This window comes from Variovorax terrae, assembly GCF_022809125.1.
Lineage (GTDB): Bacteria > Pseudomonadota > Gammaproteobacteria > Burkholderiales > Burkholderiaceae_C > Variovorax_A > Variovorax_A terrae.
Window position 1 is genome coordinate 339422 of the sequence record NZ_JALGBI010000001.1, and the last position, 23697, is coordinate 363118.

The window sequence follows — 23697 nt, forward strand, 5'->3', positions numbered from 1 at the left end:
CCTAATGGCGAACAAACCGAATTTTAACGGCCACAGGAAGCAGATCCGGGCGGCCGCATTGCTGCTGGCGGACCTCGCCGCCATGTTCTGGGCCTGGGTGCTGGCTGTGGCGGTCGCCTCCGGAGTGGGGCGGGCTCAGTTTTCCGAGTGGTTTCCCCTTTCGACGCTGGGAGGGGTGGTGTATACCCTGATGACGCTGCTGGTGGTGGTGTCCCTGGCCGTGGGGGGGCAGTACACCCGACGCTCTGCCTTCTGGGAGGAAACGCGTGTGGCCTGGCGGCTGATCGTCATGGTGGCGCTGGTGAATTTCGCGCTGAACTTCTTCGTGCAGCTCAGCAACACCCGGACGGTCCCGGTGCTGGCCTGGGCCTTTGTGCTGCTGATGCTGCCGCTGGGGCGGCTGCTGGCGCGCGAATGGCTGATCCGCTCGGGCTACTGGGTGCGCCAGGCACTGATGGTGGGGGCCGGGGACAACGCCCGGCAGGCCTGCGAGGCCGTGCGCCGGGAACGGCACATGGGCCTGCGGGTCGCGGGGCTGGTCGACATGGAGGCCGGAACGGGAGCATCCGAGGCCGGCCTTCAGCCGGATGCCATGCCTGTGCACCGCATGGATGGAGACCTGGAAGCCATGGCGCGCCGACTGGATTGCGAGGCGATCGTGGTGGCGCTGGACGACCATATGCAGCGGCAGGCCGGCCCTATCGTCGGGCTGCTGCATGGCGCCCAGCTCGAGATCTTCGTCGTCCCCGCGCTCCAGGGCCTGCCTGTGCAGGGCATGCAGGCCCAGCACTTTTTTAGTAACGATGTGTTGTTTTTGCGGCTGCAGCACAAGCTGTTCAGCCGGTCGTCGCGCTGGATGAAGCGCAGCATCGATGTGCTGGTGTCTGGCGCCTTGCTGTTGTTGCTCTCCCCGCTGATGGCCTGGGTGGTCTGGCGGATCTGGCGCGAAGACGGTGCACCGGTGATCTACACCCAGCCGCGGGTCGGCGGAGACGGCAAAGACTTCGAGTTCATCAAGTTCCGCTCGATGGTGAAAGACGCGGATGCCATTCTGGAGTCCTGGAAAACCAGCCAGCCCGAGCTCTACCGGCGCTACGAAGCCAGCAATTTCAAGCTACCCGACGACCCCCGGGTGCTCGGGGTCGGGCGCTGGATCCGCCGTGCCAGCGTCGACGAACTGCCTCAGCTGTGGAACGTGCTGCGCGGCGACATGAGCCTGGTGGGGCCGCGCCCCCTGCTGCGGCGCGAGCTGTCCGAGTACCTGCCGGACGCCATGGCCTTGTACCTGCAGGTCAAGCCCGGCATGACCGGGCTCTGGCAGGTCAGCGGCCGCAGCAGCACCACCTTCGCGCAGCGTTCCATGCTGGACAGCTGGTATGCACGCAACTGGTCCCTGTGGGTGGACTGGGTGATCCTGCTGAAGACAGTGCGGGTGGTGCTGACGGCCCGTGGCGCCATGTAGCGCCGATACGGCACAATTTGCGGACTGAACACCTTCAATCTCTGTGACTGCCATGACCGACACTCTTCCCGTCACCCCCCGCGACAAGGCCGAAATCCTGGCCCAGGCCCTGCCGTACATCCGAAAGTTCCATGGCAAGACCATGGTCATCAAGTACGGTGGCAACGCCATGACCGACCCGGCCCTGCAAGCCGACTTTGCCGAGGACGTGGTGCTGCTCAAGCTGGTGGGCATGAACCCGGTGGTGGTGCACGGCGGCGGGCCGCAGATCGAGACGGCGCTCAATCGCCTGGGCAAGAAGGGCACGTTCATCCAGGGCATGCGCGTCACTGACGCCGAGACCATGGAAGTGGTGGAGTGGGTGCTGGCCGGCGAGGTGCAGCAGGACATCGTGGGCCTGATCAACCAGGCCGGCGGCAAGGCCGTGGGCCTGACCGGGCGCGACGGCGGGCTGATCCGCGCGCAGAAGCTCAAGATGGTGGACAAGGACGATCCGGCCAAGGAGCACGACGTAGGCCAGGTCGGTGACATCGTGTCGATCGACCCCAGCGTGGTCAAGGCGCTGCAGGACGACGCCTTCATTCCCGTCATCAGCCCGATCGGTTTCGGCGAGCAGAACGAGAGCTACAACATCAATGCCGACGTGGTGGCCGGCAAGCTGGCCACCGTGCTCAAGGCCGAGAAGCTGGTGCTGCTGACCAACACGCCCGGCGTGCTGGACAAGTCGGGCCAGCTGCTGACCGACCTCACCGCGCGCGAGATCGACGAGCTGTTCGCCGACGGCACCATCTCCGGCGGCATGCTGCCCAAGATCAGCGGTGCGCTGGATGCCGCCAAGAGCGGCGTGAACGCAGTGCACATCATCGACGGCCGGGTGCCGCATGCCATGCTGCTGGAGATCCTGACCGACCAGGCCTACGGCACCATGATCCGGTCGCACTGATGAGCCGCCCCAGCCGCCCGGCGAAGCCGGTTCCCCGGTGGCCGCTGGCCTTGGCGGTCTCTGATTTCCGTTTTTTCTAGGTCATCGAGATGCGGCTTCTCCTGGTCGAAGACGACGTGATGGTGGCCAGCGGCATCAAGCTGGGGCTTACCGACGCCGGCTATGCGGTGGACTGGGTGGGCAGCGGTGAGCGCGCCGAGGAGGTGCTCAGGAGCGAATCCTTCGATGCGGCCATCGTCGACATCGGCCTGCCCAAGATGGACGGCCTGGAGCTCACGCGGCTGCTGCGCCGCGAGGGCCACACCCTGCCGGTGCTGGTGCTGACCGCGCGCGACGCGCTGCACGACCGCGTGCAGGGGCTGGACATGGGCGCCGACGACTACATGATCAAGCCGTTCGAGCTGCCCGAGCTGCTGGCGCGGCTGCGCGCGCTGCTGCGCCGCTCGCAGGCGGCCACCACGGCGGTGCTGAGTTTCGGCCCGCTGGAGCTGGACACCGCGAACCGCCGCGCCTGCATCCGCAACGGCACCGAGGCCCATGCGCCCGGCCTGCCCATCGAGCTCGGCCCGCGCGAGTGGACGGTGCTCGAATACCTGCTGATCAACGCCCCCAAGCCCGCCAGCAAGGACAAGCTGCTGCAGGCCCTGACCGGCTGGGACCGCGAAATCACCCCCAACGCGGTGGAGGTCTACATCTCGCGCCTGCGCGGCAAGCTCGAGCCGCACGGCGTGGCGCTGCGCTCGATCCGCGGGTTCGGCTACCGGCTGGAGTTGCAGGGACGGGCATGACCGCCACGGCCATGACCTCGGGGCTGCAGCGCCGCCTGCTGGTCATGCTGCTGGTTCCGCTGTTCCTGCTGTCGCTGCTCAACGCCTGGCTTGACTACCGCTCGGCCGACAACGCGGCGCTGCAGCAGGACCGCCAGCTGCTGCGGCTGGTGCCACTGCTGGCCGATTCGGTGGTGGCGCCCGGCACCCAGCCGGGCGATCCGCCGGTGCTGCTGCTGGCGCCGCCGGTGGAAGAATTCCTCAAGGAGCGCTCCGGCGTCTCGACCTACAGCGTGTCCGACCTGGAAGGCCGGCTGCAGCATGGCGATGGCTGGCTGGTGGGCCCGCTGCCGGCCACGCGCGAGCCGGAGTTCCGCAGCGACGAGGACACCGGCGTGGTCTACCGCATCGTGGCCCAGCGCGTGGACACAGCGGCGGGCGAGATGGTGGTGCAGCTGGCCGATGGCTCCGACTCGCGCCAGCAATGGATGCGCTCGGTGCTGCTGAAGGTGCTGCTGCCCAACCTGGTGCTGCTGGCCGCGGCCGCCTTCGCCGTCGGCTGGAGCGTGCGGCGCGCGCTGCGCCCGCTGATCGAGCTCAAGGAGGCCGTGGAGCGGCGTTCGCCGCGCGACCTGAGCGCCATCGACGAGCAGGCCTCGCCCGACGAGGTGCGCCCGCTGGTGCAGTCGCTCAACCGGCTGTTCGGCCTGGTCAACGCGCAGGCCGAGAGCCAGCGCCGCTTCGTGGCCGATGCGGCGCACCAGCTGCGCACGCCGCTGGCCGGCCTGCAGGCCCAGGTGGAGGCCTGGGCCCAGGCCGTGAACAACCGCAGGAACCAGCCCGCGGTCCAGGGCGGGCCGCCGCAGGATGCCATCAACCTGAAAGCGGAGCAGATCTACAAGCTGCGCGGCGCCACGCGCCGCACCTCGCAGCTGGCCAACCAGCTGCTGGCCCTGTCGCGCGCCGACGCCCGCAGCATGGAGGCCCAGCCGATGCAGCGCGTGGACCTGAAGGACCTGTGCGAGAGCCTGCTCGAAGCCTACCTGGACGCCGCTACCGCCAAGCGCATCGACCTCGGGCTCGACGCCCAGCGGGCGCAGGTCATGGGCCACGACTGGCTGCTGCGCGAGCTGCTGGGCAACCTGGTCGACAACGCCGTCAAGTACACGCCCGAGGGCGGCACCGTCACCATCCGCTGCGGGCGGCGCGACGGGGCGCCGTTCCTGGAGGTCGAGGACGACGGCCCCGGCGTGGTGCCGGCCGAACGCCCCCGCGTGCTCGAGCGCTTCTACCGCGTGCTCGGCACCCAGGGCGAGGGCAACGGCCTGGGCCTGGCGATCGCCGACGAGATCGCGCGGGTGCACGGCAGCCCGCTGGAGCTGCGCAGCGGCCAGGGCGGGCGCGGGCTGAGGGCCACGCTGGTGTTCAAGGGCTGAAGCGTCAGTTCGGCGCAACGCCCGGGTTCAGTGAAAACCCTTGATCCAGGGGCGCCTGGCGGAGCCCGCCGGGGGCCGTTTGCCGGCGACAGGCCCCCGGCCGGCCGCCCCGGTTCTGCCGCCCGGCGCCCCCGATGGGCTGTGCGAGAATCCACCGAACACGCAGCCCCTCCACCATGCCCGACGTCGAACTCAGCACTCCCCCCTCCAGTTCTGCCGGCGAGGCCGCCGCGACGCCTGTGCGCAAGCGCCCCAAGCCGGGCGAGCGCCGGGTGCAGATCCTGCAGGCGCTGGCCACCATGCTGGAGCAGCCGGGCGCCGAGCGCATCACCACGGCGGCGCTGGCAGCGCGGCTCGAGGTGAGCGAGGCGGCGCTGTACCGCCACTTCGCCAGCAAGGCGCAGATGTTCGAGGGGCTGATCGAATTCATCGAGCAGAGCGTGTTCTCCCTGGTCAACCAGATCACCGAGCGCGAGCCGGCGGGGGCCGTCCAGGCCTCCAAGATGGTCGCCATGCTGCTGCAGTTCGCCGAGAAGAACCCGGGCATGACGCGCGTCATGGTCGGCGATGCGCTGGTGTTCGAGAACGAGCGCCTGCAGCAGCGCATGAACCAGTTCTTCGACAAGATCGAGGCCACGCTCAAGCAGAGCCTGCGCGCGGCGGCGGAGAGCGACGGCTCGGCCACCCCCAGCGTCGATGCCCAGGTGCGGGCCTCGGTGCTCACCGCGTTCGCGGTCGGCCGGCTGCAGCGCTTCGCGCGCTCGGGCTTCCGGCGCGCGCCGTCCGAGCACCTGGAAGCCAGCCTGGCCCGGATGCTATAAAAACAATAGCTGCCGAGCACCAGGGGACAAGGACATCCGGCCGTTTTGGCCTGAAATTTCCGCGCCAGACACGATTCAGGCTTCGCTGCCGGGCTCCAGGCCCAGCTTGCGGCCGGCGTCCACCATCTCCTGCCAGGTCTGCCCGTCCAGCGTGATGCCGCTGTGCTCGCGCCGCAGGCGCGCCGCGCGCTCGGGCTCGCCGGCCGTCTGCACCGCCGTCTCGAAGCCGGGCGCCGGCGGGCTCTGGCGGAGCCAGTCCATGAAGGCCAGCGCCTCCTGCTCGAACGCAGCCTGCGTGCCCAGCCGCGCCGGGTCGATCAGCACCGTCAGCATGCCGTTCACCACCGCGCGCGCGGCATCCGCCGGCGCGTGCCAGGTGCCGCCGCCCGTGAGCGCGCCGCCCAGCAGCTCGCAGGCCACGGCCAGGCCGTAGCCCTTGTGCTCGCCAAACGGCATCAGCGCGCCGAACAGGCCCGCGCCGGGGCCGGCCGGCGGCTGCGGCACCACCACCACGCCCGGGTCGGTGGTGGGTTGGCCCGCCGGGTCGATCAGCAGGCCCGGCGCCACGCGCTCGCCCTTGTTGTGGGCCACGCGCATCTTGCCCTGCGCCACGCGGCTGGTGGCGAAGTCGAGCACGAACGGCGGGCGGCCCGCGAGCGGCACGCCGATGCAGCAGGGGTTGGTGCCGTAGCGGCCGTCCGCGCCGCCCCAGGGCGCCACCACGGGGCGCGACAGCACGTTGACGAAGTGCAGCGACACCAGCCCCTGCGCCACCGCCATCTCGGCGAAATGGCCGATGCGGCCCAGGTGGTGTGCGTTGGCCAGCGCCATGATGCAGCTGCCGTGCGCGCGGGCGCGCGCCAGGCCGAGTTCCATGGCTTGCGCGCCCACCACCTGGCCGTAGCCGCGCTGGCCGTCCAGGCTCAGCAGCGTGCCGCCGTCGAGCAGGGTCTTGATGCCGGTGTTGGGCTTCAGGCCGCCTTCGAGCACCGCGTCCACATAGCGCGGCAGCATGCCCACGCCATGCGAGTCGTGGCCGCTCAGGTTGGCCAGCACCAGGTTGGCGGCGACCGTGTCGGCTTCGCCGGGCTGGCTGCCGGCTGCTCTCAAAATGGTAGCAACCCATGACCGCAGCGCCTGGACTTCGAACACTTTTTCCATAAAAACGAGGCTCCATCGCAAGAGGATTGCCGGCGCCGCCGTGCGCGCGGCCCGGGCAGGCCGGCTACATCACCGCGCCGACCTGCCAGGGCACGAATTCGTTCTGCCCGTAGCCGTGGCGCTCGCTCTTGGTCGGCTCGCCCGAGGCGGTGGCCAGCACCAGCTCGAAGATGCGCTGGCCCATGGCCTGGATCGAGGCCGTGCCGTCGATGATCTCGCCGCAGTTGATGTCCATGTCCTCCTCCTGGCGCTGCCACAGCGCGCTGTTGGTGGCGAGCTTGAGCGAGGGCGAGGGCGCGCAGCCGTAGGCGCTGCCGCGCCCGGTGGTGAAGCAGATCAGGTTGGCGCCGCCCGCCACCTGGCCGGTGGCGCTGACCGGGTCGTAGCCCGGCGTGTCCATGTAGACGAAGCCGCGGGCCGCCACCGGCTCGGCGTATTCGTACACCGCCTCCAGGTTGCTGGTGCCGCCCTTGGCGACCGCGCCCAGCGATTTCTCCAGGATGGTGGTGAGGCCGCCGGCCTTGTTGCCGGGCGAGGGGTTGTTGTTCATCTCGCCCTGGTTGATCGCGGTGTAGTGCTCCCACCAGCGGATGCGCTCGACCAGCTTCTGGCCGACCTCGGGCCGCACGGCGCGGCGCGTCAGCAGGTGCTCGGCGCCGTAGATCTCGGGCGTCTCGCTCAGGATGGCCGTGCCGCCATGCGCCACCAGCAGGTCCACCGCCGCGCCCAGCGCCGGGTTGGCGCTGATGCCCGAGTAGCCGTCCGAGCCGCCGCACTGCAGGCCGATGGTGATGTGCTCGGCGCCGCAGGGCTCGCGCTGCACCTGGTTGGCGCGCGGCAGCATCTGCTGCACCAGCGCGATGCCCTTTTCCACCGTCCTGCGCGTGCCGCCGGTGTCCTGGATGTTGAACACCTTGAGCGTGTCGCCCTCGCGCAGGCGGCTGTGGGCCAGCCAGGCGTTGATCTGGTTGGCCTCGCAGCCCAGGCCCACCACCAGCACGCCCCAGAAGTTGGCGTGGGTGGCGTAGCCGGCCAGCGTGCGCTCCAGGATCTGCATGCCCAGCCCCTCGGTGTCCATGCCGCAGCCGGTGCCGTGGGTCAGGGCCACCACCCCGTCCACGTTCGGGAAGGGCGCCAGCGCCGCGGGGTTCGTCTGGCGCGAGAAATGGTCGGCGATGGCGCGCGCCGCCGTGGCCGAGCAGTTCACGCTGGACAGGATGCCGATGTAGTTGCGCGTGGCGACGCGGCCGTCCGCGCGCCGGATGCCCATGAAGCGGGCTTCGCGCCGCGCCGGCGCGGGCTTGAGGTCGCTGCCGTAGGCGTAGTCGCGCTCGAACTGGCCCTTGTCGGGCCCCATGTCGAGGTTGTGCGTGTGCACGTGGTCGCCGGGCGCGATCGGCCGGCTCGCGAAGCCGATGATCTGGTTGTAGCGCCGCACCGGCTCGCCGGGCCCCAGGGCGCGGGCCGCGACCTTGTGGCCGGCCGGCACCAGGCCGCGCACGGTGAAGCCCTCGACCGCGGCGCCGCCGACGAGCTGGTTGCGCGCGATCACCACGTCGTCGGCGGGGTGGAGTCGGATGAAAGGGGTCATGGGGGGCAAGCTCCGCGGCCGTCAGAAGAACATCCTGGGGATCCACAGCACCACTGACGGCACGTAGGTGATGATGACCAGGCTGATCAGCAGCGGCACCAGCCAGGGCAGGATGGCCAGGGTGGTGCGTTCGAACGACAGCCCCGCCACGCGCGCCAGCACGAACAGCACCATGCCCATGGGCGGGTGCAGCAGGCCGATCATCAGGTTGAGCACCATCACCAGGCCGAAGTGCACCGGGTCGATGCCCAGCTGGGTCGCGATCGGCAGCAGGATGGGCACGAGGATGGTGATGGCCGCCGTCGGCTCCAGGAAGCAGCCCACGAACAGCATCAACAGGTTGGCCAGCAGCAGGAACACCCAGGCGTCCCGGGTGAAGCCCAGCACCCACTGCGCGATCTCGGCCGTGACGCCGGTGGCGGTCAGCATCCAGCCGAAGATCGAGGCGGCCGCCACGATGAACAGCACCGTGGCCGTGGTCTCGATGGTGTCCAGGCAGACCTTGACGAACATCTTCCAGTGCAGCGTGCGGTACCAGGCGAAGCCCAGGATCATGGCCCAGACGCAGGCCGCGATCGCGCCTTCGGTGGGCGTGAACAGGCCGGTGGTCATGCCGCCGATCAGCAGCACCGGCGTCATGATGGGCAGCAGGGCCTCGAAGCGGAAGATCCGGTCGACCACGAACAGCGAGGCCAGGCCGATGAAGACGGAGATCTGGGCTGGCGCGCCGAACTTGTCGATCACGACCCACAGCAACAGCGGCCAGCCGATCACCACGGCCAGCTCCGACAGCGCCTTGATCAGGCGCGGGCTGGAGAAGGCCACGTCGCGGCCCCACTGGTTCTTGTGGGCGTACCAGGCCACCGTGAGCATCATCAGCACGGTCATGATCGCGCCGGGCAGCAAGCCGGCCAGGAACAGCGCGCCGACCGAGACGTTGCCCATCATCCCGTAGATCACGAACGGCAGGCTCGGCGGAATGATGGGCCCCAGCGTGGCCGAGGCCGCGGTGACGCCGACCGCGAACTCGGTGCTGTAGCCGTGCTCCTTCATGGCCTTGATCTCGATCGTGCCCAGGCCGGCCGCGTCGGCGATGGCCGTGCCGCTCATGCCGGCGAACACCACCGAGCCCACGATGTTCACGTGGCCCAGGCCGCCCTTGAGCCAGCCCACCAGCGCGAGCGCGAAGTTGTAGATGCGGGTGGTGATGCCGGCGTTGTTCATCAGGTTGCCGGCCAGGATGAAGAAGGGCACGGCCAGCAGCGGGAAGCTGTCGATGCCGCTGACCATGCGGTGGATCACCACGAATGGCGGCAGGTTGCCCGAGAGCAGGATGAAAGCCAGCGAGGCGCCGGCCATGGCGATGGCCACCGGGATGCCGCCGGCCATGAAGAACAGGAAGAAGATCTTGAGCATGAGGGGGCCTTGGTCGGGTCAGTGGTCGGCCAGCGAGGATTCGGGGCGCTCGAGCACGCTGTAGCCGCGCCGCCAGTGCACGCGCGTGACCTGCACCGAGCGCCAGGCCATGGCGACGAAGCCGAACAGGCAGACGCCGTAGACGATGTTCATCGGCGCGTCCACGATGGTCATGCGGGTGTTGCCGCCGATCTTGAGCATCATCTGCACCGTCATCACGGCCGCCGCGGCGAAGAAGGCAGTGCGCAGCACGTCCACCGCGCGCGACAGCCAGCGCCCTATCGCGGCGGGCATGTGGCGGTAGAAGAAATCGACCTGGATCTGGTTGTTCTTCGCCACCCCGATCGCCGCGCCGATGAAGACCACGCCGATCAGCATGTAGCGCGCCACCTCTTCGGTCCAGGCGGCCGAGTCGTTCAGCACGTAGCGGGTGACGAACTGGTAGAACACCGTGAGGCCGAGCAGCCAGAACAGCGCCAGCGCGATCCAGCCCTCGGCGATGGTGTCCGACAGGTCCACCGCCTCGTCCTCGGCATGGAAATGCCCGTCGTCGTCAATGATTTTTGCTTCAGCCATGTCCAGCTCTCCAAGGCGCGTGCCGCTTCAGGGGGGAGCGCGGCGAAACCCGTTCGCAGGCGCCCGCGGAGCCGGCGGCACGCCGTGTGCCGGCCCGGCGGTGGGTGTCACTTGATCGCGAGGATGCGGTCGTAGTCCTGCTGGCGGTAGCCGTGGTCGGTCGGCTTGGTGTTCTTGAGCACGGCTTCGCGGAAGGCGTTCTTGTCCACCGTGATCACGTTGTTGCCCTTCTTCTTGAACTCCTCGGTGAGCCGGGCTTCGGAGGCGATGATCTCGCGGCCCGTCTTCTCGGCGGCCTCCTGCATCACCTCGGTGAAGATCTTCTTCTCGTCGGCCGACAGCTTGCTCCACAGCGGGCCGCCCACCACGGTGAGCAGCGAGTCGATGATGTGGCCGGTCAGCGAGATGTTCTTCTGCACCTCGAAGAACTTCTTGGCCTCGATCGTGGGCAGCGGGTTCTCCTGCGCGTCCACGGTGCCGTTCTGCAGCGCGAGGTAGACCTCGGCGAAGGCGATCGGCGTGGCGTTGGCGCCCAGCGATTTCGGGAAGGCCAGGTAGGCCGGGGCGTCGGGCACGCGGATCTTCAGGCCCTTCATGTCCTCGGGCTTGCTCACGGGCCGCGCGGCGCTGGAGGTCACGTGGCGCGCGCCGTAGTAGTTGAGCGCCGTGATGTGGTTGCCGGTCTTGTCGTCGTAGCCCTTGGCCAGCTCCAGGAACACGTCGCTCTTGGCGTACTTGAGCTGGTGCTCGGCATCGCGGAAGATGAACGGGAAGTAGGTGATGGCCAGCGGCTTGTAGCTGTTGCCGGCGAAGCTCGCGCCGGTCAGGATGATGTCCACCGTGCCCAGGGTCAGGCCCTGGTTGATGTCGGCCTCCTTGCCCAGGCTGGAGGCGGGAAACACCTGGATCTCGTACTTGCCGTTGGTGCGCTTCTTGATCTCCTCGCCGGCCCAGACCGAGTACTTGTGGAACGGCTCGGAGGTTTCGTACACATGGGCCCATTTCAGCTTGGTCTGCGCGTGGGCGATGCCGAAAGCGCCGAACGTCCCCGTCAGCAGGGCGCAGGCAGCTATTGTCTTGATAGCGATCCGCTTGCTCATGAATGTCTCCTCGATGGTGGATGGGAAGATGCTGGCCTCAGGGTGGGTGGTTCTTCTTCGCGCGGCGCCAGCTCGCGCTGAATCGGGCATGCGACTTGTCCAGGTGCCGGTGCATCGCGGCGCGCGCCGCCTCGGCGTCGTGCGCGCGGATGGCGTCGTGGATCGCCTCGTGCTCGGCGATGGCCGAGCGCCAGGACTGCACGGTTTCGAAATAATCGCCCAGCCGCTCGAACAGCGGCCCGCGGCGCGACTCCCAGAAGCCCTGCACGGTGTCCACCAGCACGCCGTTGTCGCTGGCCTGCACGATCGCCATGTGGAAGGCGCGGTCGCCGTCCAGCGGCGCCACGCCGCGCGCGGCTTCGGCGCGCATCGCGTCGAGCGCGCGGCCCAGGGCCTCAAGATCCTTGCGCCGGCCCTGCGCGGCGGCGAGGGCGGCGGTTTCGCCCTCGATCACGCGGCGCGCGCGAATCAGCTCCAGCGGGCCCCACTCGTTGGACGCCGGGCCGGCGTCCTGCGCGGCGCGCTCGATCACGTAGACGCCGGATCCCGTGAGCACCTCGACCCAGCCTTCCACCTCCAGCGCGATCAGCGCCTCGCGCACCGAAGGCCGGCTCACGCCGAGCTGGCGCGCCAGGTCGCGCTCGGCCGGCAGGCGCGCGCCGACGGCGAACTCGCCCGCGCTGATGAGCTTGCGCAACTGGTCCGCGATCTGGCGGTACAGGCGTTGGGATTCGACGATTTGCAGCGGCACGGCGGGGGTGTTAAGGGTTAGCCAGAAGTGGCCAAGTGGTCAGGCCAATTCATAATCCCATGAACCGGAACGCTCCCATATCCGGCAAAACCCTGAAGGCGCCGCAGCGGCGCCGCCCGCTGATTCGGAGAGGCACTCATGAGACTCAAAAGCAAGACAGCGCTGGTCACCGCGGCCGGCCAGGGCATCGGCCGCGCGAGCGCGCTGGCGCTGGCGGCACAGGGCGCCCAGGTCTGGGCGACCGACCTCAACCCCCGGCTGCTGGACGGCTACGACGGCATCGCCAATGTGCGCACGGCTCCGCTCGACGTGCTGGACAAGGCCGCCATCGAGCGGCTGGTGGCGCAACTGCCGGCGCTCGACGTGCTGTTCAACTGCGCGGGCTTCGTGCACAACGGCACCATCCTGCAGGCCACCGACGAGGAATGGGACTTCGCGTTCAACCTCAACGTGCGCTCGCAGTTCTGGGCGATCCAGGCCGCGCTGCCGCGCATGCTGGCCAACCGCGGCGGCCAGGGCGGCGGCAGCATCATCAACATGGCCAGCGTCTGCGGCAGCCTCAAGGGCCTGCCCAGCCGCTTCATCTACGGCGCCTCCAAGGCCGCCGTGGTCGGCCTGACCAAGAGCGTGGCGGCCGACTTCGTGGGCCGCGGCATCCGCTGCAATGCCATTGCCCCGGGCACGGTGGACACGCCCTCGCTGGCCGAGCGCATCAACAGCTATGACGACCCGGCCGAAGCGCGCAAAAACTTCGTGGCGCGCCAGCCGATGGGGCGGCTGGCCCAGGCCCACGAGATCGCGCCCATCGTGGTCTACCTCGCCAGCGACGAATCGGTGTTCGCCACCGGCCAGGTGTTTTCGGTGGACGGCGGCATGACGATCTGAGCGGGCCTGAGCCGGCCGGCCGCGTGAGCGCGTACAGTCCGGCAGGCACGCCCCGTGTGCAATCCCTGACAAGCAGAAAGGAAAAGAATGAAACTCGTTCGCTATGGCAACCCCGGCAAGGAAAAACCGGGCCTCATCGACGCCGAAGGCCGGCTGCGCGACCTCAGCGCGGTCGTCCCCGACATCGGCCCGGGCCAGCTCGGCGATGCGGCGCTGGCCAAACTGCGCAAGCTCAAGGCCGACAAGCTGCCGCTGGTGCGCGGCAAGCCGCGCTTCGGCGCGCCGGTGGCCGGCATCGGCAAGTTCATCGCCATCGGCCTGAACTACTCCGACCATGCGGCCGAGACCGGCTCGCCGATCCCTAAGGAGCCCATCGTCTTCATGAAGGCCACGAGCTGCATCCAGGGCGCGAACGACCCGGTGATGCTGCCCAAGGGCTCGGTCAAGTCCGACTGGGAAGTCGAGCTCGGCGTGGTCATCGGCACGCGGGCCCGCTATGTGTCGCAGAAGGCCGCGCTCGACCATGTGGCGGGCTACTGCGTGGTCAACGACGTGAGCGAGCGCGAGTTCCAGCTCGAGCGCGGCCCGCAGTGGGACAAGGGCAAGGGCTGCGACACCTTCGGCCCGATCGGCCCCTGGCTGGTGACGCGCGACGAGGTGGAGAACCCGCAGAAGCTCAAGCTCTGGCTTGACCTCAACGGCCGGCGCGTGCAGGACGGCAGCACGAAAACCATGATCTTCGGCGTGGCCAAGCTGGTGAGCTACGTCAGCCAGTTCATGACGCTGGAGCCCGGCGACGTGATCACCACCGGCACGCCGCCCGGCGTCGGCCTGGGAATGAAGCCGCCGGTGTTCCTGAAGAAGGGCGACGTGATGACCCTGGGCATCGAGGGCCTGGGCGAGCAGCGCCAGCTGGTGGTGCCGTTCAAGCTTTAGGTTGTCCCATTGCCCCGGTGGCCGGCGCATTCGCAGCGCCTGCCACCGCTGAATTCAAGGGTTTACCCCTTGGCCGCCTAGTCCGCGGTCTCTAGAAATAATCCCCAGGTCACGTTGGCGTCACGGAATTCGTGCAAAATAGAACGATCGTTCGTTTTTATTTGCATGAATCCCATGTTTGTCACTGACTTGCCCGTCAAAACCGCCCGTCCCGGCAGCCGGGAAGGCCGGGCCCTGCAAAAAGGCCAGCAGACCAAGGCCGCCATCGTGGATGCCGCGCTCGGCCTGGCCACCCAGATCGGGCTGGAAGGCCTGAGCATCGGCGCGCTGGCCGAGGTCACGCAGATGAGCAAGTCGGGCGTGTTCGCCCACTTCGGCTCGCGCGAGGAACTGCAGATCTCCGTCATCCGCGAGTACCACACGCGCTTCGAGGACGAGGTGTTCTACCCCGCCATGCAGGCGCCGCGCGGCCTGCCGCGCGTGCGCGCGCTGTTCGGCAACTGGATGAAGCGCACCTCGGTCGAGATCGACTCGGGCTGCCTCTACATCAGCGGCGCGGTCGAGTTCGACGACCGGCCCGGCCCGGTGCGCGATGCGCTGGCCGGCTCGGTCAAGACCTGGCTGGCCGCCATGCACCGCGCGGTGGCCGTGGCCAAGGAGGAGGGGCACCTGCTGCCCGGCACCGACGTGGACCAGATGCTGTTCGAGATCCATGGCCTGATCCTCGCGCTGCACTACGAGGCGCGCTTCCTCAAGGCCCCGGGCTCGATCGAGCGCGCCGTGCGGGGCTTCGACAACATCCTGGCCGGCTACGCCGCGCCGTCTTCCACCGCAGCCGCTTCGCCCGCGAAGCGCACCGTTTCTTCCAAATCCAAAGGCAGCAAGGAGTAAATCATGCCCACCTACAACCCGCCCCTGCGCGACATGCAGTTTGTGATGCACGAGGTGCTCAAGGTCACCGACGAATACAAGCTGATGCCGCGGCATGCCGAGGTCGATGCCGACACCATCAATGCCGTGATCGAAGAGGCCGGCAAGTTCGCCGCCACGGTGACGTTCCCGCTGAACATCAGCGGCGACGAGACCGGCTGCGCCTACGACCGCGAGACCCACGCCGTCGCCACGCCCCAGGGCTTCAAGGAGGCCTACGCCCAGTACGTGGAAGGTGGCTGGGCCGCCCTGTCCTGCGATCCCGAGTATGGCGGCCAGGGCCTGCCGCTGGTGCTGAACCAGTGCCTGTACGAAATGCTCAACAGCGCCAACCAAGCCTGGGCCATGTACCCCGGCCTGTCGCACGGCGCCTACGAGGCCCTGCACGCGCACGGCACGGAAGAGCAGAAGAAGACCTACCTGCCCAAGCTCACCAGCGGCGAGTGGACCGGCACCATGTGCCTGACCGAGGCGCACTGCGGCACCGACCTGGGCCTGCTGCGCACCAAGGCCGAGCCGCAGGGCGACGGCACCTACCGGCTCACCGGCAACAAGATCTTCATCAGCGCCGGCGAGCACGACATGACCGCCAACATCGTGCACCTGGTGCTGGCGCGCCTGCCGGACGCGCCCAAGGGCAGCAAGGGCATCAGCCTGTTCATCGTGCCCAAGTTCCACGTCAAGGCCGACGGCTCGCTGGGCGAGCGCAACAGCATCTACTGCGGCGGCCTGGAGCACAAGATGGGCATCCACGGCAACGCCACGGCGCAGATCGTGCTCGACGGCGCGGTGGGCACGCTGGTGGGCGAGCCCAACAAGGGCCTGGCCGCCATGTTCGTGATGATGAATGCCGCGCGCCTGGGCGTGGGCAACCAGTCGCTGGGCCTCACCGAAGTGGCCTACCAGAACGCCCTGGCCTATGCCAAGGACCGCCTGCAGATGCGCAGCCTCTCAGGCGTCAAGGCCAAGGACAAGCCGGCGGACCCGATCATCGTGCACCCCGACGTGCGCCGCATGCTGCTCACCGCCAAGGCCTACGCCGAGGGCGGCCGCGCGCTGCTGCTGTTCTGCACGCTGCTGATCGACAAGGAACTGAACCATCCCGACGAGAAGGTGCGCAAGGACAGCGCCGAGCTGGTGGCCCTGCTCACGCCCATCGTCAAGGCCTTCCTGACCGACAACGGCTGGAGCGCCACCACCCAGAGCCAGCAGGTTTTCGGCGGCCACGGCTTCATCAAGGAATGGGGCATGGAGCAGTTCGTGCGCGATGCGCGCATCAACATGATCTACGAAGGCACCAACGGCATCCAGGCGCTCGACCTGCTGGGGCGCAAGATCCTGGGCAACAACGGCGCCTCGCTCAAGAAGTTCGGCAAGCTGGTGGCGGCGCTGGTGGAGGAAGAAGGCGTCAACGAGAAGATGGCCGAGTTCATCAACCCCATCGCCTACCTGGGCGACCAGATGACCAAGTTCACCACCGAGATCGGCTTCAAGGGCCTGCAGAACCCTGACGAGGTGGGCGCCGCCGCGGTGGACTACCTGCGCGTGGCCGGCCACCTGGTGTTCGGCTACTTCTGGGCCCGCATGGCGCAGACTGCGCTGCGCGAGATCGCCGCGGGCAACCCCGATCCGTTCTACCAAGGCAAGCTGCAGACCGCGCGCTTCTACTTCGCCAAGCTGTTCCCCGAAACGGCGACGCTGATGCGCACGGCCCGCGCGGGCAGCAAGGCGCTGATGGACACGGACGCCGCGCTGGCATGAGCCCTGGCGTGGCCGGATCGGTGAATTCAGAGTCAAATCCCAAGGAGGTCCACATGCAGCGGTCATTGTTTGCTATCTTTTTTGCAGCACTCGCGATGCCGGTGCTGGCCCAGATGACGCCCGTGGGCCTGTGGCGCAGCATCGACGACAAGAGCGGCGAGCCCAAGGCCGAGATCCGCATCCGCGACACCGGCAACGGGGTGCTGGCCGGCGTGATCGAGAAGGCGATCGTGCCCTCGCCCGTGCCCACCTGCGAGCTGTGCACGGACGACCGCAAGGGCAAGCCCAAGCTCGGCATGGAGGTCATCCGCGGCGCCAAGAAGGCCGAAGGCCAGGACGTCTGGGAGGGCGGCAACATCCTCGACCCCGACAACGGCAAGACCTACACCCTGCGCATGGCCCCGCTGGACGGCGGCGCCAAGCTGCAGGTGCGCGGCTACATCGGCCCCTTTTTCCGGACCCAGACTTGGGTCCGCGTGCAGTAGACAAGGAACACATCAATGTCACGTTTCCAGGTAAAGAAAGTCGCCGTGCTCGGCGCAGGCGTGATGGGCGCGCAGATAGCTGCCCACCTCGTCAACGTCAAGGTGCCGGTGGTGCTGTTCGACCTGCCGGCCAAGGACGGTTCCAAAAATGGCATTGTTATCAAAGCCATTGACGGCCTCAAGAAACTCAAGCCCGCCCCGCTGGGCGTGGCCGAGGACGCGGCCCTGATCGGCCAGGCCAACTACGAGGAGCATCTGGAGCAGCTGAGGGATTGCGACCTCATCATCGAGGCCATCGCCGAGCGTATGGACTGGAAGCTCGATCTGTACAAGAAGATCGCGCCCTTCATCGCGCCGCATGCCATCGTCGCCTCCAACACCTCGGGCCTGAGCATCACCAAGCTGAGCGAGGCGCTGCCTGAGGAAATCAAACCGCGCTTCTGCGGTATCCACTTCTTCAACCCGCCGCGCTACATGTACCTGGTGGAGCTGATCGCCACGCCCACCACCGAGCCGCAGATCCTGGACGACCTGGAGACCTTCGTCACCAGCGGCCTGGGCAAGGGCGTGGTGCGCGCCAAGGACACGCCCAACTTCATCGCCAACCGCGTCGGCATCGCCGGCATGCTGGCCACGATGAAGGAAGTGGAGAACTTCGGCCTGAGCTACGACGTGGTGGACGACCTCACGGGCAAGAAGCTCGGCCGCGCCAGCTCCGGCACCTTCCGCACCGCCGACGTGGTGGGCCTGGACACCATGGCTCATGTCATCAAGACGCTGCAGGACAACCTCGACGAGAAAAGCGACCCGTTCTACGCGAGCTTCGGCACGCCCGAAGTGCTCAAGACCCTGCTGGAGATGGGCAACCTGGGCCAGAAGACCAAGGCCGGCTTCTACAAGAAGGTCGGCCGCGACGTGCTGCGCTTCGACCTGGCCGAGAAGGACTACGTGCCCGGCGGCCAGAAGGCCGACGAGGTCTATGCCCGCATGCTCAAGAAGCCCGCCGGCCAGCGCCTGAAGCTGCTGCGCGAGAGCGAGGGCGCGCAGGGCCGCTTCCTCTGGGCCATCCTGCGCAACAGCTTCCACTACGCTGCCGTGCACCTGGGCGACATCGCCGAGACCGCGCGCGACGTGGACTTCGCCATGCGCTGGGGCTTCGGCATGAAGCAGGGCCCGTTCGAGCTGTGGCAGGAGGCCGGCTGGCTCGAGGTGGCGACGATGATCCAGGAGGACATTGCCGCGGGCAAGGCATTGAGCAGCGCACCGCTGCCCGAGTGGGTGTTCAAGGGCCCGGTGGCCGAGGCCGGCGGCGTACACACGCCCCAGGGCTCGTGGAACCCCACGGCGGGCCGCTTCGAGGCGCGCCGTGTGCTGCCGGTCTACGAACGCCAGCATTTCCCGGAGAACGTGCTGGGCAGCCAGGCGCCCGACTTCCGCAGCGCGGGCAAGACCGTGCACGAGGATGACGCCGTCCGCCTGTGGACGCTGGACGATGAAGTGCTGATCGCCAGCATCAAGACCAAGATGCACGCCATCAGCCCCGATGTCTGCGAGGGCCTGACCTTGGCCGTGGAAACGGCCGAGAAGGACTACCAGGGCCTGGTGGTCTGGTCGGGCGACGAGCCGTTCTCGGTCGGCGCCGACCTGCAGGCCATCCTGCCGGCCTTCATGGTGGTGGGTGTGAGCGCGGTGGAGGACGCCGAGGGCTTCATGCAGGCCACCATGCTCAGGCTGCGCTACGCCAGCGTGCCGGTGGTTTCGGCCATCCGCGGCATGGCGCTGGGCGGCGGCTGCGAGCTAGCGGTGTATTCCGCGCGCCGCGTGGTGGCCATGGAAAGCTACATCGGCCTGGTGGAAGTCGGCGTGGGCCTGGTGCCCGGCGCCGGCGGCCTGACCTACATCGCGCGCCGCGCCGCCGAGAATTCGGCCGCGTCCACCGACCGCGACCTGCTCAAGTTCGTGACCGAGGGCTTCACCGCCGCGGCCATGGCCAAGGTCGGCACCAGTGCGCTGGAAAGCCGCAAGCTCGGCTATCTGCTGGACAGCGACATCATCGTGCCGAACAAGGACGAGCTGCTGTTCGTCGCCCTGAACGAGGCCAAGGCCCTGTTCCGCGCCGGCTACCGCGCGCCGCACAAGCGCCAGTTCCCGGTGGGCGGGCGCAGCGCCAAGGCCACCATCCAGGGTCAACTGGTCAACATGCGCGACGGCGGCTTCATCAGCGCGCACGACTTCCACATCGCCAGCCTGATCGCCAACGTGGTCGCGGGCGGCGACGTGGACGCCAACACCCTGGTGAGCGAGGAATACCTCATGACGCTGGAGCGCCGCGCCTTTTGCGAGCTGGTGCAGCACCCCAGGACCCAGGAGCGCATCCTGGGCATGCTCAACACCGGCAAGCCGGTGCGCAACTGATGCCGGGGACCGCCATGTCCGAGCCGAACGACCTGCAACGCCAGCTCGCGCAGCTCGACGAAGTGCCGGCGCTGTTCCGGTCCTGGTACCGCAACGTGGTGCTGCGCCGCTCGGTGCCGTTCGCGCGCACGGCCGGCGTGAAGTTCGTGGCGCTCACGCCCGAACGCGTGGAAGCGAGCCTGGACGACGAACCCCGCGTGCACAACCAGAGCCGCGACCTGCATGTCTCGGCCATCCACCTGCTGGCCGAGACGGCCACGCGCCTGGCGGTGGGCCTGAACGTGCGCGACGGCAGCATCCCGCTGCTGCGCTCGTCCCGCCTGGTGTTCCGCCAGCGTGCCACGGGCGAAGTCCGGGCCGTGGCGCAGCTCAACCCGGCGCAGCGCGCCGAGCTGCAAACCCTGGAGCAGGGCGAGGTGAACGTGGCGGTGACCCTCACCGATGCCACCGGCGCCAGCCCGCTCGATTGTGAATTCATCTGGGCCTGGACGCCGTCCGGCCCGCGCAAGAACTGAAAGGATTGATCATGGCCAAACAAGTCCAGGAAGCCTACATCGTGGCCGCCACGCGCACGCCGATCGGCCGTTCGCACCGCGGCGTCTTCCGCAACATGCGGCCCGACGACCTGCTCGCCACCACCCTCCAGGCCGCAATGGCCCAGGTGCCGGGGCTGGACCCCAAGGCCATCGAGGACATCATCTGCGGCTGCGCGATTCCCGAGGGCGCGCAGGGCCTGAACGTGGCGCGCATCGGCGCCATCCTGGCCGGCCTGCCCAACAGCATCGGCGGCATCACCGTCAACCGCTTCTGCGCCTCCGGCCTGTCGGCGGTGCAGATGGCGGCCGACCGCATCCGCGTGGGCGAGGCCGACGTGATGATCGCCGCCGGCACCGAGAGCATGAGCATGGTGCCGATGATGGGCAATTCGCCCTCGCTGTCGCCCAGCATCTTCGAGCGCGAGGGCGACGTGGGCATCGCCTACGGCATGGGCCTGACCGCCGAGAAGGTGGCGGCCCAGTGGAAGGTCAGCCGCGAGGCGCAGGACGAGTTCGCCTACCAGTCGCACATGAAGGCGCTGGCCGCGATGAAGGCCGGCGACTTCGCCGCCGAGATCACGCCGGTGCAGGCCACCGACCGCACGGCCGACCTGGACAGCGGCGAGCCCATCGTCAAGACCCGCACCGTGAGCCTGGACGAGGGCGCGCGCCCCGACACCACGGTGGAAGGCCTGGCCAAGCTGCGCGCCGTGTTCGCCGCGCGCGGCTCGGTCACCGCCGGCAACAGCTCGCAGACCTCCGACGGCGCCGGCGCGCTGATCCTGGCCAGCGAGAAGGCCGTGCAGCAGTTCGGCCTCAAGCCGCTGGCGCGCTTCGTGAGCTTTGCCTCCAAGGGCGTGCCGCCGCACATCATGGGCATCGGCCCGATCGAGGCCATTCCCGCCGCGCTGCGCTACGCCGGCCTGAAGCAGGACGACATCGACTGGATCGAACTCAACGAGGCCTTCGCCGCGCAGTCGCTGGCCGTCATCAACACGCTGGGCCTGGACCCGGCCAAGGTCAACCCGATGGGCGGCGCCATCGCGCTGGGCCATCCGCTGGGCGCCACCGGCGCCATCCGCTCGGCCACCGTGATCCACGCGCTGCAGCGCAAGCAGCTCAAGTACGGCATGGTGACCATGTGCGTGGGCATGGGCCAGGGCGCCGCGGGGATTTTCGAGCGCGTTTGATTCAACCGGAGCAAGACCGCCGCAGAGCGGTCCTTTCACTGGAGACGGGTATGCACAAGTACTTCATCGATGCCCACGGCGTGCAACTGGCCGTGCGCACCTATGAGCCCGTGGGGCCCGCCCGCGCCAGCATCGTGATCGGCGGCGCCATGGGCGTGCGCCAGGATTTCTACACGCCGTTCGCGCAATGGCTGGCGGCGCAGGGCTTTCGCGTCACCAGCTTCGACTACCGCGGCTCGGGCGACTCGCTGCCCGACACGCCCGGCGGCACGCTGCGCGGCTTCAAGGCCGACCTGCACGACTGGACGCGCGACTACGAGGCGGTTATCGACGCCGCCTGGGCCGCGCTGCCGGGCGAGCCGCTGTACCTGCTGGGCCATAGCCTGGGCGCGCAGCTGCCCGGCCTGCTGCGCAATCAGAACAAGGTGGACGGCCTGCTGAGCATCGCCGCGGGCAGCGGCTACTGGCGCGACAATGCGCCCCAGCTCAGGCGCACGGTGCCGTACTTCTGGCATGTGCTGGTGCCCTTGGCCACCTGGCTGTGCGGCTACTTTCCCGGCCGCCGCCTGCGCAAGGTGGGCGACCTGCCGGCCGGCGTGATCCTGCAATGGCGCAAATGGTGCCTGGACCCGCTGTACAGCCTGGGCGCGGGGGGCGAGGCCGCACGGCGCAGCTACGGTGCGGTGAAGTTTCCGGTGCTGGCGCTGTCCATCACCGACGACGAGCTGATGACGCTGCGCGGCACGAACACGCTGGTCGATTTCTATGCCAATGCGCCGCGCAAGGTGGAGCGCATCGCGCCTGCCGAGGTGCCGACGCGGCGCATCGGCCACTTCGGCTTCTTTCGCGAGCAGTTCAGCCAGAGCCTGTGGCCGCGTGCGATCGCGGCCCTCGACTCGCTGCATCTGCTGCCCGCCGGCGTCGCGCAGACGACTGTCTGAGCCCCGGCCCTGATTCACACTTGGACACCATGAGCGCACATCCCTTCGACCAGGCCATTGCGCTGGCGGCCCAGCCCGACGGCAACTGGCTCGGCCACACCAGCGCCGCCTACGCCAACATGGTCGGCCCCTTCGGCGGCGTCACCGCGGCACAGGCGCTGAACGCGGTGCTGCAACACCCGCAGCGCCTGGGCGAACCGGTGGCGTTGACGGTGAACTTCGCCGCGGCGCTGGCTGACGGCCCGTTCACGGTCGAGGCCCGGCCCGCGCGCACCAACCGCTCGACCCAGCATTGGATCATCGAGATGCGCCAGGACGGCCAGACCGTGCTCACCGCCACCGCCTTCACTGCGCTGCGCCGCGACACCTGGAGCGCCGACGACGAACCCATGCCCCAGGTGCCGGGTCCGGCCGAGACGCGCCGTGCCGACATGCGCAACGGCCGCGTGGAGTGGGTCAAGCGCTACGACCTGCGCTTCGTGCACGGCTTCTTTCCGCCCGAATGGGACGGCACCGAGCGCGACAGCCTCACGCAACTGTGGGTGCGCGACGAGCCGCCGCGCCCGCTGGACTTCGCCTCGCTCACGGCCTTGTCGGACGTGTTCTTTCCGCGCCTGTGGCGCCGCCGCGCCAGCATGGTGCCGATCGGCACCGTGTCCATGACCATCTATTTCCACGCCGATGCGGCGCAGCTGCAGGCCACGGGCACCAGCCATCTGCTGGGCCAGGCCCGGGCGCAGGCCTTTCGAAACGGCTTTTTCGACCAGACCGCGCAGCTGTGGAACGAGGCCGGCGAACTGCTGGTGACGACCCATCAGGTGGTCTATTACAAGGAGTGAGACCATGACCCAGAAGACTCCCGTGGCGCTCATCATCGGCGCCGGCGACGCCACCGGCGGCGCCATCGCGCGGCGCTTCGCGCGCGGCGGCTATGCCACCTGCGTGACGCGCCGCAGCCTGGACAAGCTGCAGCCGCTGATCGAGCAGATCCGGGCCGATGGCGGCCAGGCCCACGGCTTTGCCTCCGATGCGCGCAAGGAGGAAGACGTGGTGGCACTGATCGAGCAGATCGAGTCCACCATCGGCCCGATCGAGGTCATGGTGTTCAACATCGGCGCCAACGTGCCTTGCAGCATCCTGGACGAAACCGCGCGCAAGTACTTCAAGATCTGGGAGATGGCCTGCCTGGGCGGCTTTCTCAATGCCCGCGAAGTCGCCAAGCGCATGGTGGCGCGCGCCGAGCCCGGGCGGCGCCAGACGCTGCTCTTCACCGGCGCCACTGCCTCGCTGCGCGGCGCGGCGAATTTCGCGGCCTTCGCCGGCGCCAAGCATGCGCTGCGCGCGCTGGCCCAGAGCATGGCGCGCGAGCTCGGGCCGCGCGGCATCCACGTGGCCCATGTGGTGGTGGATGGCGCCATCGACACCGAATTCATCCGCGAGAACTTCCCCGAGCGCTATGCGCTAAAAGACCAGGACGGCATCCTGAACCCCGAGCACATCGCCGAGAATTACTGGCTGCTGCACAACCAGCCGCGCGATGCCTGGACGCACGAACTGGACCTGCGGCCCTGGTCCGAGAAATTCTGAGCTGCCC

General features: G+C 68.5%; 22 protein-coding genes. 16 read left to right on the plus strand and 6 right to left on the minus strand.

Annotated features, from left to right (window positions below):
* Window positions 1-4 precede the first annotated feature (4 nt).
* The 5 genes from wbaP (at window position 5) to slmA (ending at window position 5429) form a co-directional block, all read left to right on the plus strand.
* Window positions 5-1462, plus strand: coding sequence for an undecaprenyl-phosphate galactose phosphotransferase WbaP (gene wbaP / locus MMF98_RS01510; protein ID WP_243303588.1), 1458 nt, complete (start codon window positions 5-7; stop codon window positions 1460-1462).
* 52 nt (window positions 1463-1514) lie between these two features.
* Complete coding sequence (argB, locus tag MMF98_RS01515) at window positions 1515-2405, plus strand: acetylglutamate kinase (RefSeq protein ID WP_243303594.1); 891 nt, start codon at window positions 1515-1517, stop codon at window positions 2403-2405.
* Window positions 2406-2494: 89 nt separating this feature from the next.
* Entirely contained in the window at window positions 2495-3193 is a 699-nt protein-coding gene (locus MMF98_RS01520; RefSeq protein ID WP_243303595.1) for a response regulator transcription factor, read from the plus strand.
* Window positions 3194-3204: 11 nt separating this feature from the next.
* Window positions 3205-4608, plus strand: a complete 1404-nt coding sequence (locus MMF98_RS01525; RefSeq protein ID WP_243307251.1) for a sensor histidine kinase — start codon at window positions 3205-3207, stop codon at window positions 4606-4608.
* A 176-nt stretch (window positions 4609-4784) separates the two neighbouring features.
* Window positions 4785-5429, plus strand: a complete 645-nt coding sequence (gene slmA, locus MMF98_RS01530) for a nucleoid occlusion factor SlmA (protein ID WP_243303604.1) — start codon at window positions 4785-4787, stop codon at window positions 5427-5429.
* 75 nt (window positions 5430-5504) lie between these two features.
* Here the strand turns inward: slmA and MMF98_RS01535 are convergent, their stop codons facing one another.
* The 6 genes from MMF98_RS01535 to MMF98_RS01560 all read right to left on the minus strand — a co-directional run bounded on the left by MMF98_RS01535 (window position 5505) and on the right by MMF98_RS01560 (window position 12024).
* Window positions 5505-6590 carry a malate/lactate/ureidoglycolate dehydrogenase gene (locus MMF98_RS01535; RefSeq protein WP_243303607.1) on the minus strand — a complete coding sequence of 362 codons (1086 nt, stop codon included), beginning with the start codon at window positions 6588-6590 and terminating at the stop codon, window positions 5505-5507.
* 64 nt (window positions 6591-6654) lie between these two features.
* Complete coding sequence (locus MMF98_RS01540; RefSeq protein ID WP_243303609.1) at window positions 6655-8181, minus strand: UxaA family hydrolase; 1527 nt, start codon at window positions 8179-8181, stop codon at window positions 6655-6657.
* A gap of 21 nt (window positions 8182-8202) precedes the next feature.
* Complete coding sequence (locus MMF98_RS01545; RefSeq protein ID WP_243303611.1) at window positions 8203-9597, minus strand: TRAP transporter large permease; 1395 nt, start codon at window positions 9595-9597, stop codon at window positions 8203-8205.
* Between the two features lie 18 nt (window positions 9598-9615).
* Window positions 9616-10173, minus strand: a complete 558-nt coding sequence (locus MMF98_RS01550; protein WP_243303613.1) for a TRAP transporter small permease — start codon at window positions 10171-10173, stop codon at window positions 9616-9618.
* 107 nt (window positions 10174-10280) lie between these two features.
* Window positions 10281-11273, minus strand: a complete 993-nt coding sequence (locus tag MMF98_RS01555; RefSeq protein WP_243303615.1) for a sialic acid TRAP transporter substrate-binding protein SiaP — start codon at window positions 11271-11273, stop codon at window positions 10281-10283.
* Window positions 11274-11310: 37 nt separating this feature from the next.
* Window positions 11311-12024, minus strand: a complete 714-nt coding sequence (locus MMF98_RS01560) for a FadR/GntR family transcriptional regulator (protein ID WP_243303617.1) — start codon at window positions 12022-12024, stop codon at window positions 11311-11313.
* 138 nt (window positions 12025-12162) lie between these two features.
* Between MMF98_RS01560 and MMF98_RS01565 the strand changes: the two genes are divergently transcribed.
* From MMF98_RS01565 to MMF98_RS01615, 11 genes are all read left to right on the plus strand, one after another.
* Window positions 12163-12909, plus strand: coding sequence for an SDR family oxidoreductase (locus MMF98_RS01565; protein WP_243303619.1), 747 nt, complete (start codon window positions 12163-12165; stop codon window positions 12907-12909).
* 87 nt (window positions 12910-12996) lie between these two features.
* Window positions 12997-13845: a fumarylacetoacetate hydrolase family protein gene (locus tag MMF98_RS01570; RefSeq protein ID WP_243303621.1), complete on the plus strand. Its 849-nt coding sequence runs from the start codon at window positions 12997-12999 to the stop codon at window positions 13843-13845.
* 174 nt (window positions 13846-14019) lie between these two features.
* The gene (locus MMF98_RS01575; protein WP_243303623.1) at window positions 14020-14736 is read left to right on the plus strand and encodes a TetR/AcrR family transcriptional regulator; all 717 of its coding nucleotides are present in this window, start codon (window positions 14020-14022) and stop codon (window positions 14734-14736) included.
* Between the two features lie 3 nt (window positions 14737-14739).
* Complete coding sequence (locus MMF98_RS01580) at window positions 14740-16536, plus strand: acyl-CoA dehydrogenase C-terminal domain-containing protein (protein ID WP_243303624.1); 1797 nt, start codon at window positions 14740-14742, stop codon at window positions 16534-16536.
* 53 nt (window positions 16537-16589) lie between these two features.
* On the plus strand, window positions 16590-17021 hold the full coding sequence (locus MMF98_RS01585; protein WP_243303626.1) for a DUF2147 domain-containing protein: 432 nt from the start codon (window positions 16590-16592) through the stop codon (window positions 17019-17021).
* 15 nt (window positions 17022-17036) lie between these two features.
* Entirely contained in the window at window positions 17037-19436 is a 2400-nt protein-coding gene (locus MMF98_RS01590) for a 3-hydroxyacyl-CoA dehydrogenase/enoyl-CoA hydratase family protein (protein ID WP_243303628.1), read from the plus strand.
* A gap of 14 nt (window positions 19437-19450) precedes the next feature.
* On the plus strand, window positions 19451-19951 hold the full coding sequence (locus tag MMF98_RS01595; protein WP_243303630.1) for a DUF4442 domain-containing protein: 501 nt from the start codon (window positions 19451-19453) through the stop codon (window positions 19949-19951).
* An 11-nt stretch (window positions 19952-19962) separates the two neighbouring features.
* Window positions 19963-21162 carry an acetyl-CoA C-acyltransferase gene (locus MMF98_RS01600; RefSeq protein ID WP_243303632.1) on the plus strand — a complete coding sequence of 400 codons (1200 nt, stop codon included), beginning with the start codon at window positions 19963-19965 and terminating at the stop codon, window positions 21160-21162.
* A 50-nt stretch (window positions 21163-21212) separates the two neighbouring features.
* Window positions 21213-22103: an alpha/beta hydrolase family protein gene (locus MMF98_RS01605; RefSeq protein WP_243303634.1), complete on the plus strand. Its 891-nt coding sequence runs from the start codon at window positions 21213-21215 to the stop codon at window positions 22101-22103.
* Between the two features lie 29 nt (window positions 22104-22132).
* Window positions 22133-22942, plus strand: coding sequence for an acyl-CoA thioesterase (locus MMF98_RS01610; protein WP_243303636.1), 810 nt, complete (start codon window positions 22133-22135; stop codon window positions 22940-22942).
* 4 nt (window positions 22943-22946) lie between these two features.
* Window positions 22947-23690, plus strand: coding sequence for an SDR family oxidoreductase (locus MMF98_RS01615; protein WP_243303645.1), 744 nt, complete (start codon window positions 22947-22949; stop codon window positions 23688-23690).
* Window positions 23691-23697: the final 7 nt, after the last annotated feature.

Bases quoted from the DNA above. Each gene is read 5' to 3' on its own strand.
- wbaP (WP_243303588.1), top strand. From the start codon at position 5: ATGGCGAACAAACCGAATTTTAACGGCCACAGGAAGCAGATCCGGGCG.
- argB (WP_243303594.1), top strand. From the start codon at position 1,515: ATGACCGACACTCTTCCCGTCACCCCCCGCGACAAGGCCGAAATCCTG.
- MMF98_RS01520 (WP_243303595.1), top strand. From the start codon at position 2,495: ATGCGGCTTCTCCTGGTCGAAGACGACGTGATGGTGGCCAGCGGCATC.
- MMF98_RS01525 (WP_243307251.1), top strand. From the start codon at position 3,205: ATGACCTCGGGGCTGCAGCGCCGCCTGCTGGTCATGCTGCTGGTTCCG.
- slmA (WP_243303604.1), top strand. From the start codon at position 4,785: ATGCCCGACGTCGAACTCAGCACTCCCCCCTCCAGTTCTGCCGGCGAG.
- MMF98_RS01535 (WP_243303607.1), bottom strand. From the start codon at position 6,590: ATGGAAAAAGTGTTCGAAGTCCAGGCGCTGCGGTCATGGGTTGCTACC.
- MMF98_RS01540 (WP_243303609.1), bottom strand. From the start codon at position 8,181: ATGACCCCTTTCATCCGACTCCACCCCGCCGACGACGTGGTGATCGCG.
- MMF98_RS01545 (WP_243303611.1), bottom strand. From the start codon at position 9,597: ATGCTCAAGATCTTCTTCCTGTTCTTCATGGCCGGCGGCATCCCGGTG.
- MMF98_RS01550 (WP_243303613.1), bottom strand. From the start codon at position 10,173: ATGGCTGAAGCAAAAATCATTGACGACGACGGGCATTTCCATGCCGAG.
- MMF98_RS01555 (WP_243303615.1), bottom strand. From the start codon at position 11,273: ATGAGCAAGCGGATCGCTATCAAGACAATAGCTGCCTGCGCCCTGCTG.
- MMF98_RS01565 (WP_243303619.1), top strand. From the start codon at position 12,163: ATGAGACTCAAAAGCAAGACAGCGCTGGTCACCGCGGCCGGCCAGGGC.
- MMF98_RS01570 (WP_243303621.1), top strand. From the start codon at position 12,997: ATGAAACTCGTTCGCTATGGCAACCCCGGCAAGGAAAAACCGGGCCTC.
- MMF98_RS01575 (WP_243303623.1), top strand. From the start codon at position 14,020: ATGTTTGTCACTGACTTGCCCGTCAAAACCGCCCGTCCCGGCAGCCGG.
- MMF98_RS01580 (WP_243303624.1), top strand. From the start codon at position 14,740: ATGCCCACCTACAACCCGCCCCTGCGCGACATGCAGTTTGTGATGCAC.
- MMF98_RS01585 (WP_243303626.1), top strand. From the start codon at position 16,590: ATGCAGCGGTCATTGTTTGCTATCTTTTTTGCAGCACTCGCGATGCCG.
- MMF98_RS01590 (WP_243303628.1), top strand. From the start codon at position 17,037: ATGTCACGTTTCCAGGTAAAGAAAGTCGCCGTGCTCGGCGCAGGCGTG.
- MMF98_RS01595 (WP_243303630.1), top strand. From the start codon at position 19,451: ATGTCCGAGCCGAACGACCTGCAACGCCAGCTCGCGCAGCTCGACGAA.
- MMF98_RS01600 (WP_243303632.1), top strand. From the start codon at position 19,963: ATGGCCAAACAAGTCCAGGAAGCCTACATCGTGGCCGCCACGCGCACG.
- MMF98_RS01605 (WP_243303634.1), top strand. From the start codon at position 21,213: ATGCACAAGTACTTCATCGATGCCCACGGCGTGCAACTGGCCGTGCGC.
- MMF98_RS01610 (WP_243303636.1), top strand. From the start codon at position 22,133: ATGAGCGCACATCCCTTCGACCAGGCCATTGCGCTGGCGGCCCAGCCC.
- MMF98_RS01615 (WP_243303645.1), top strand. From the start codon at position 22,947: ATGACCCAGAAGACTCCCGTGGCGCTCATCATCGGCGCCGGCGACGCC.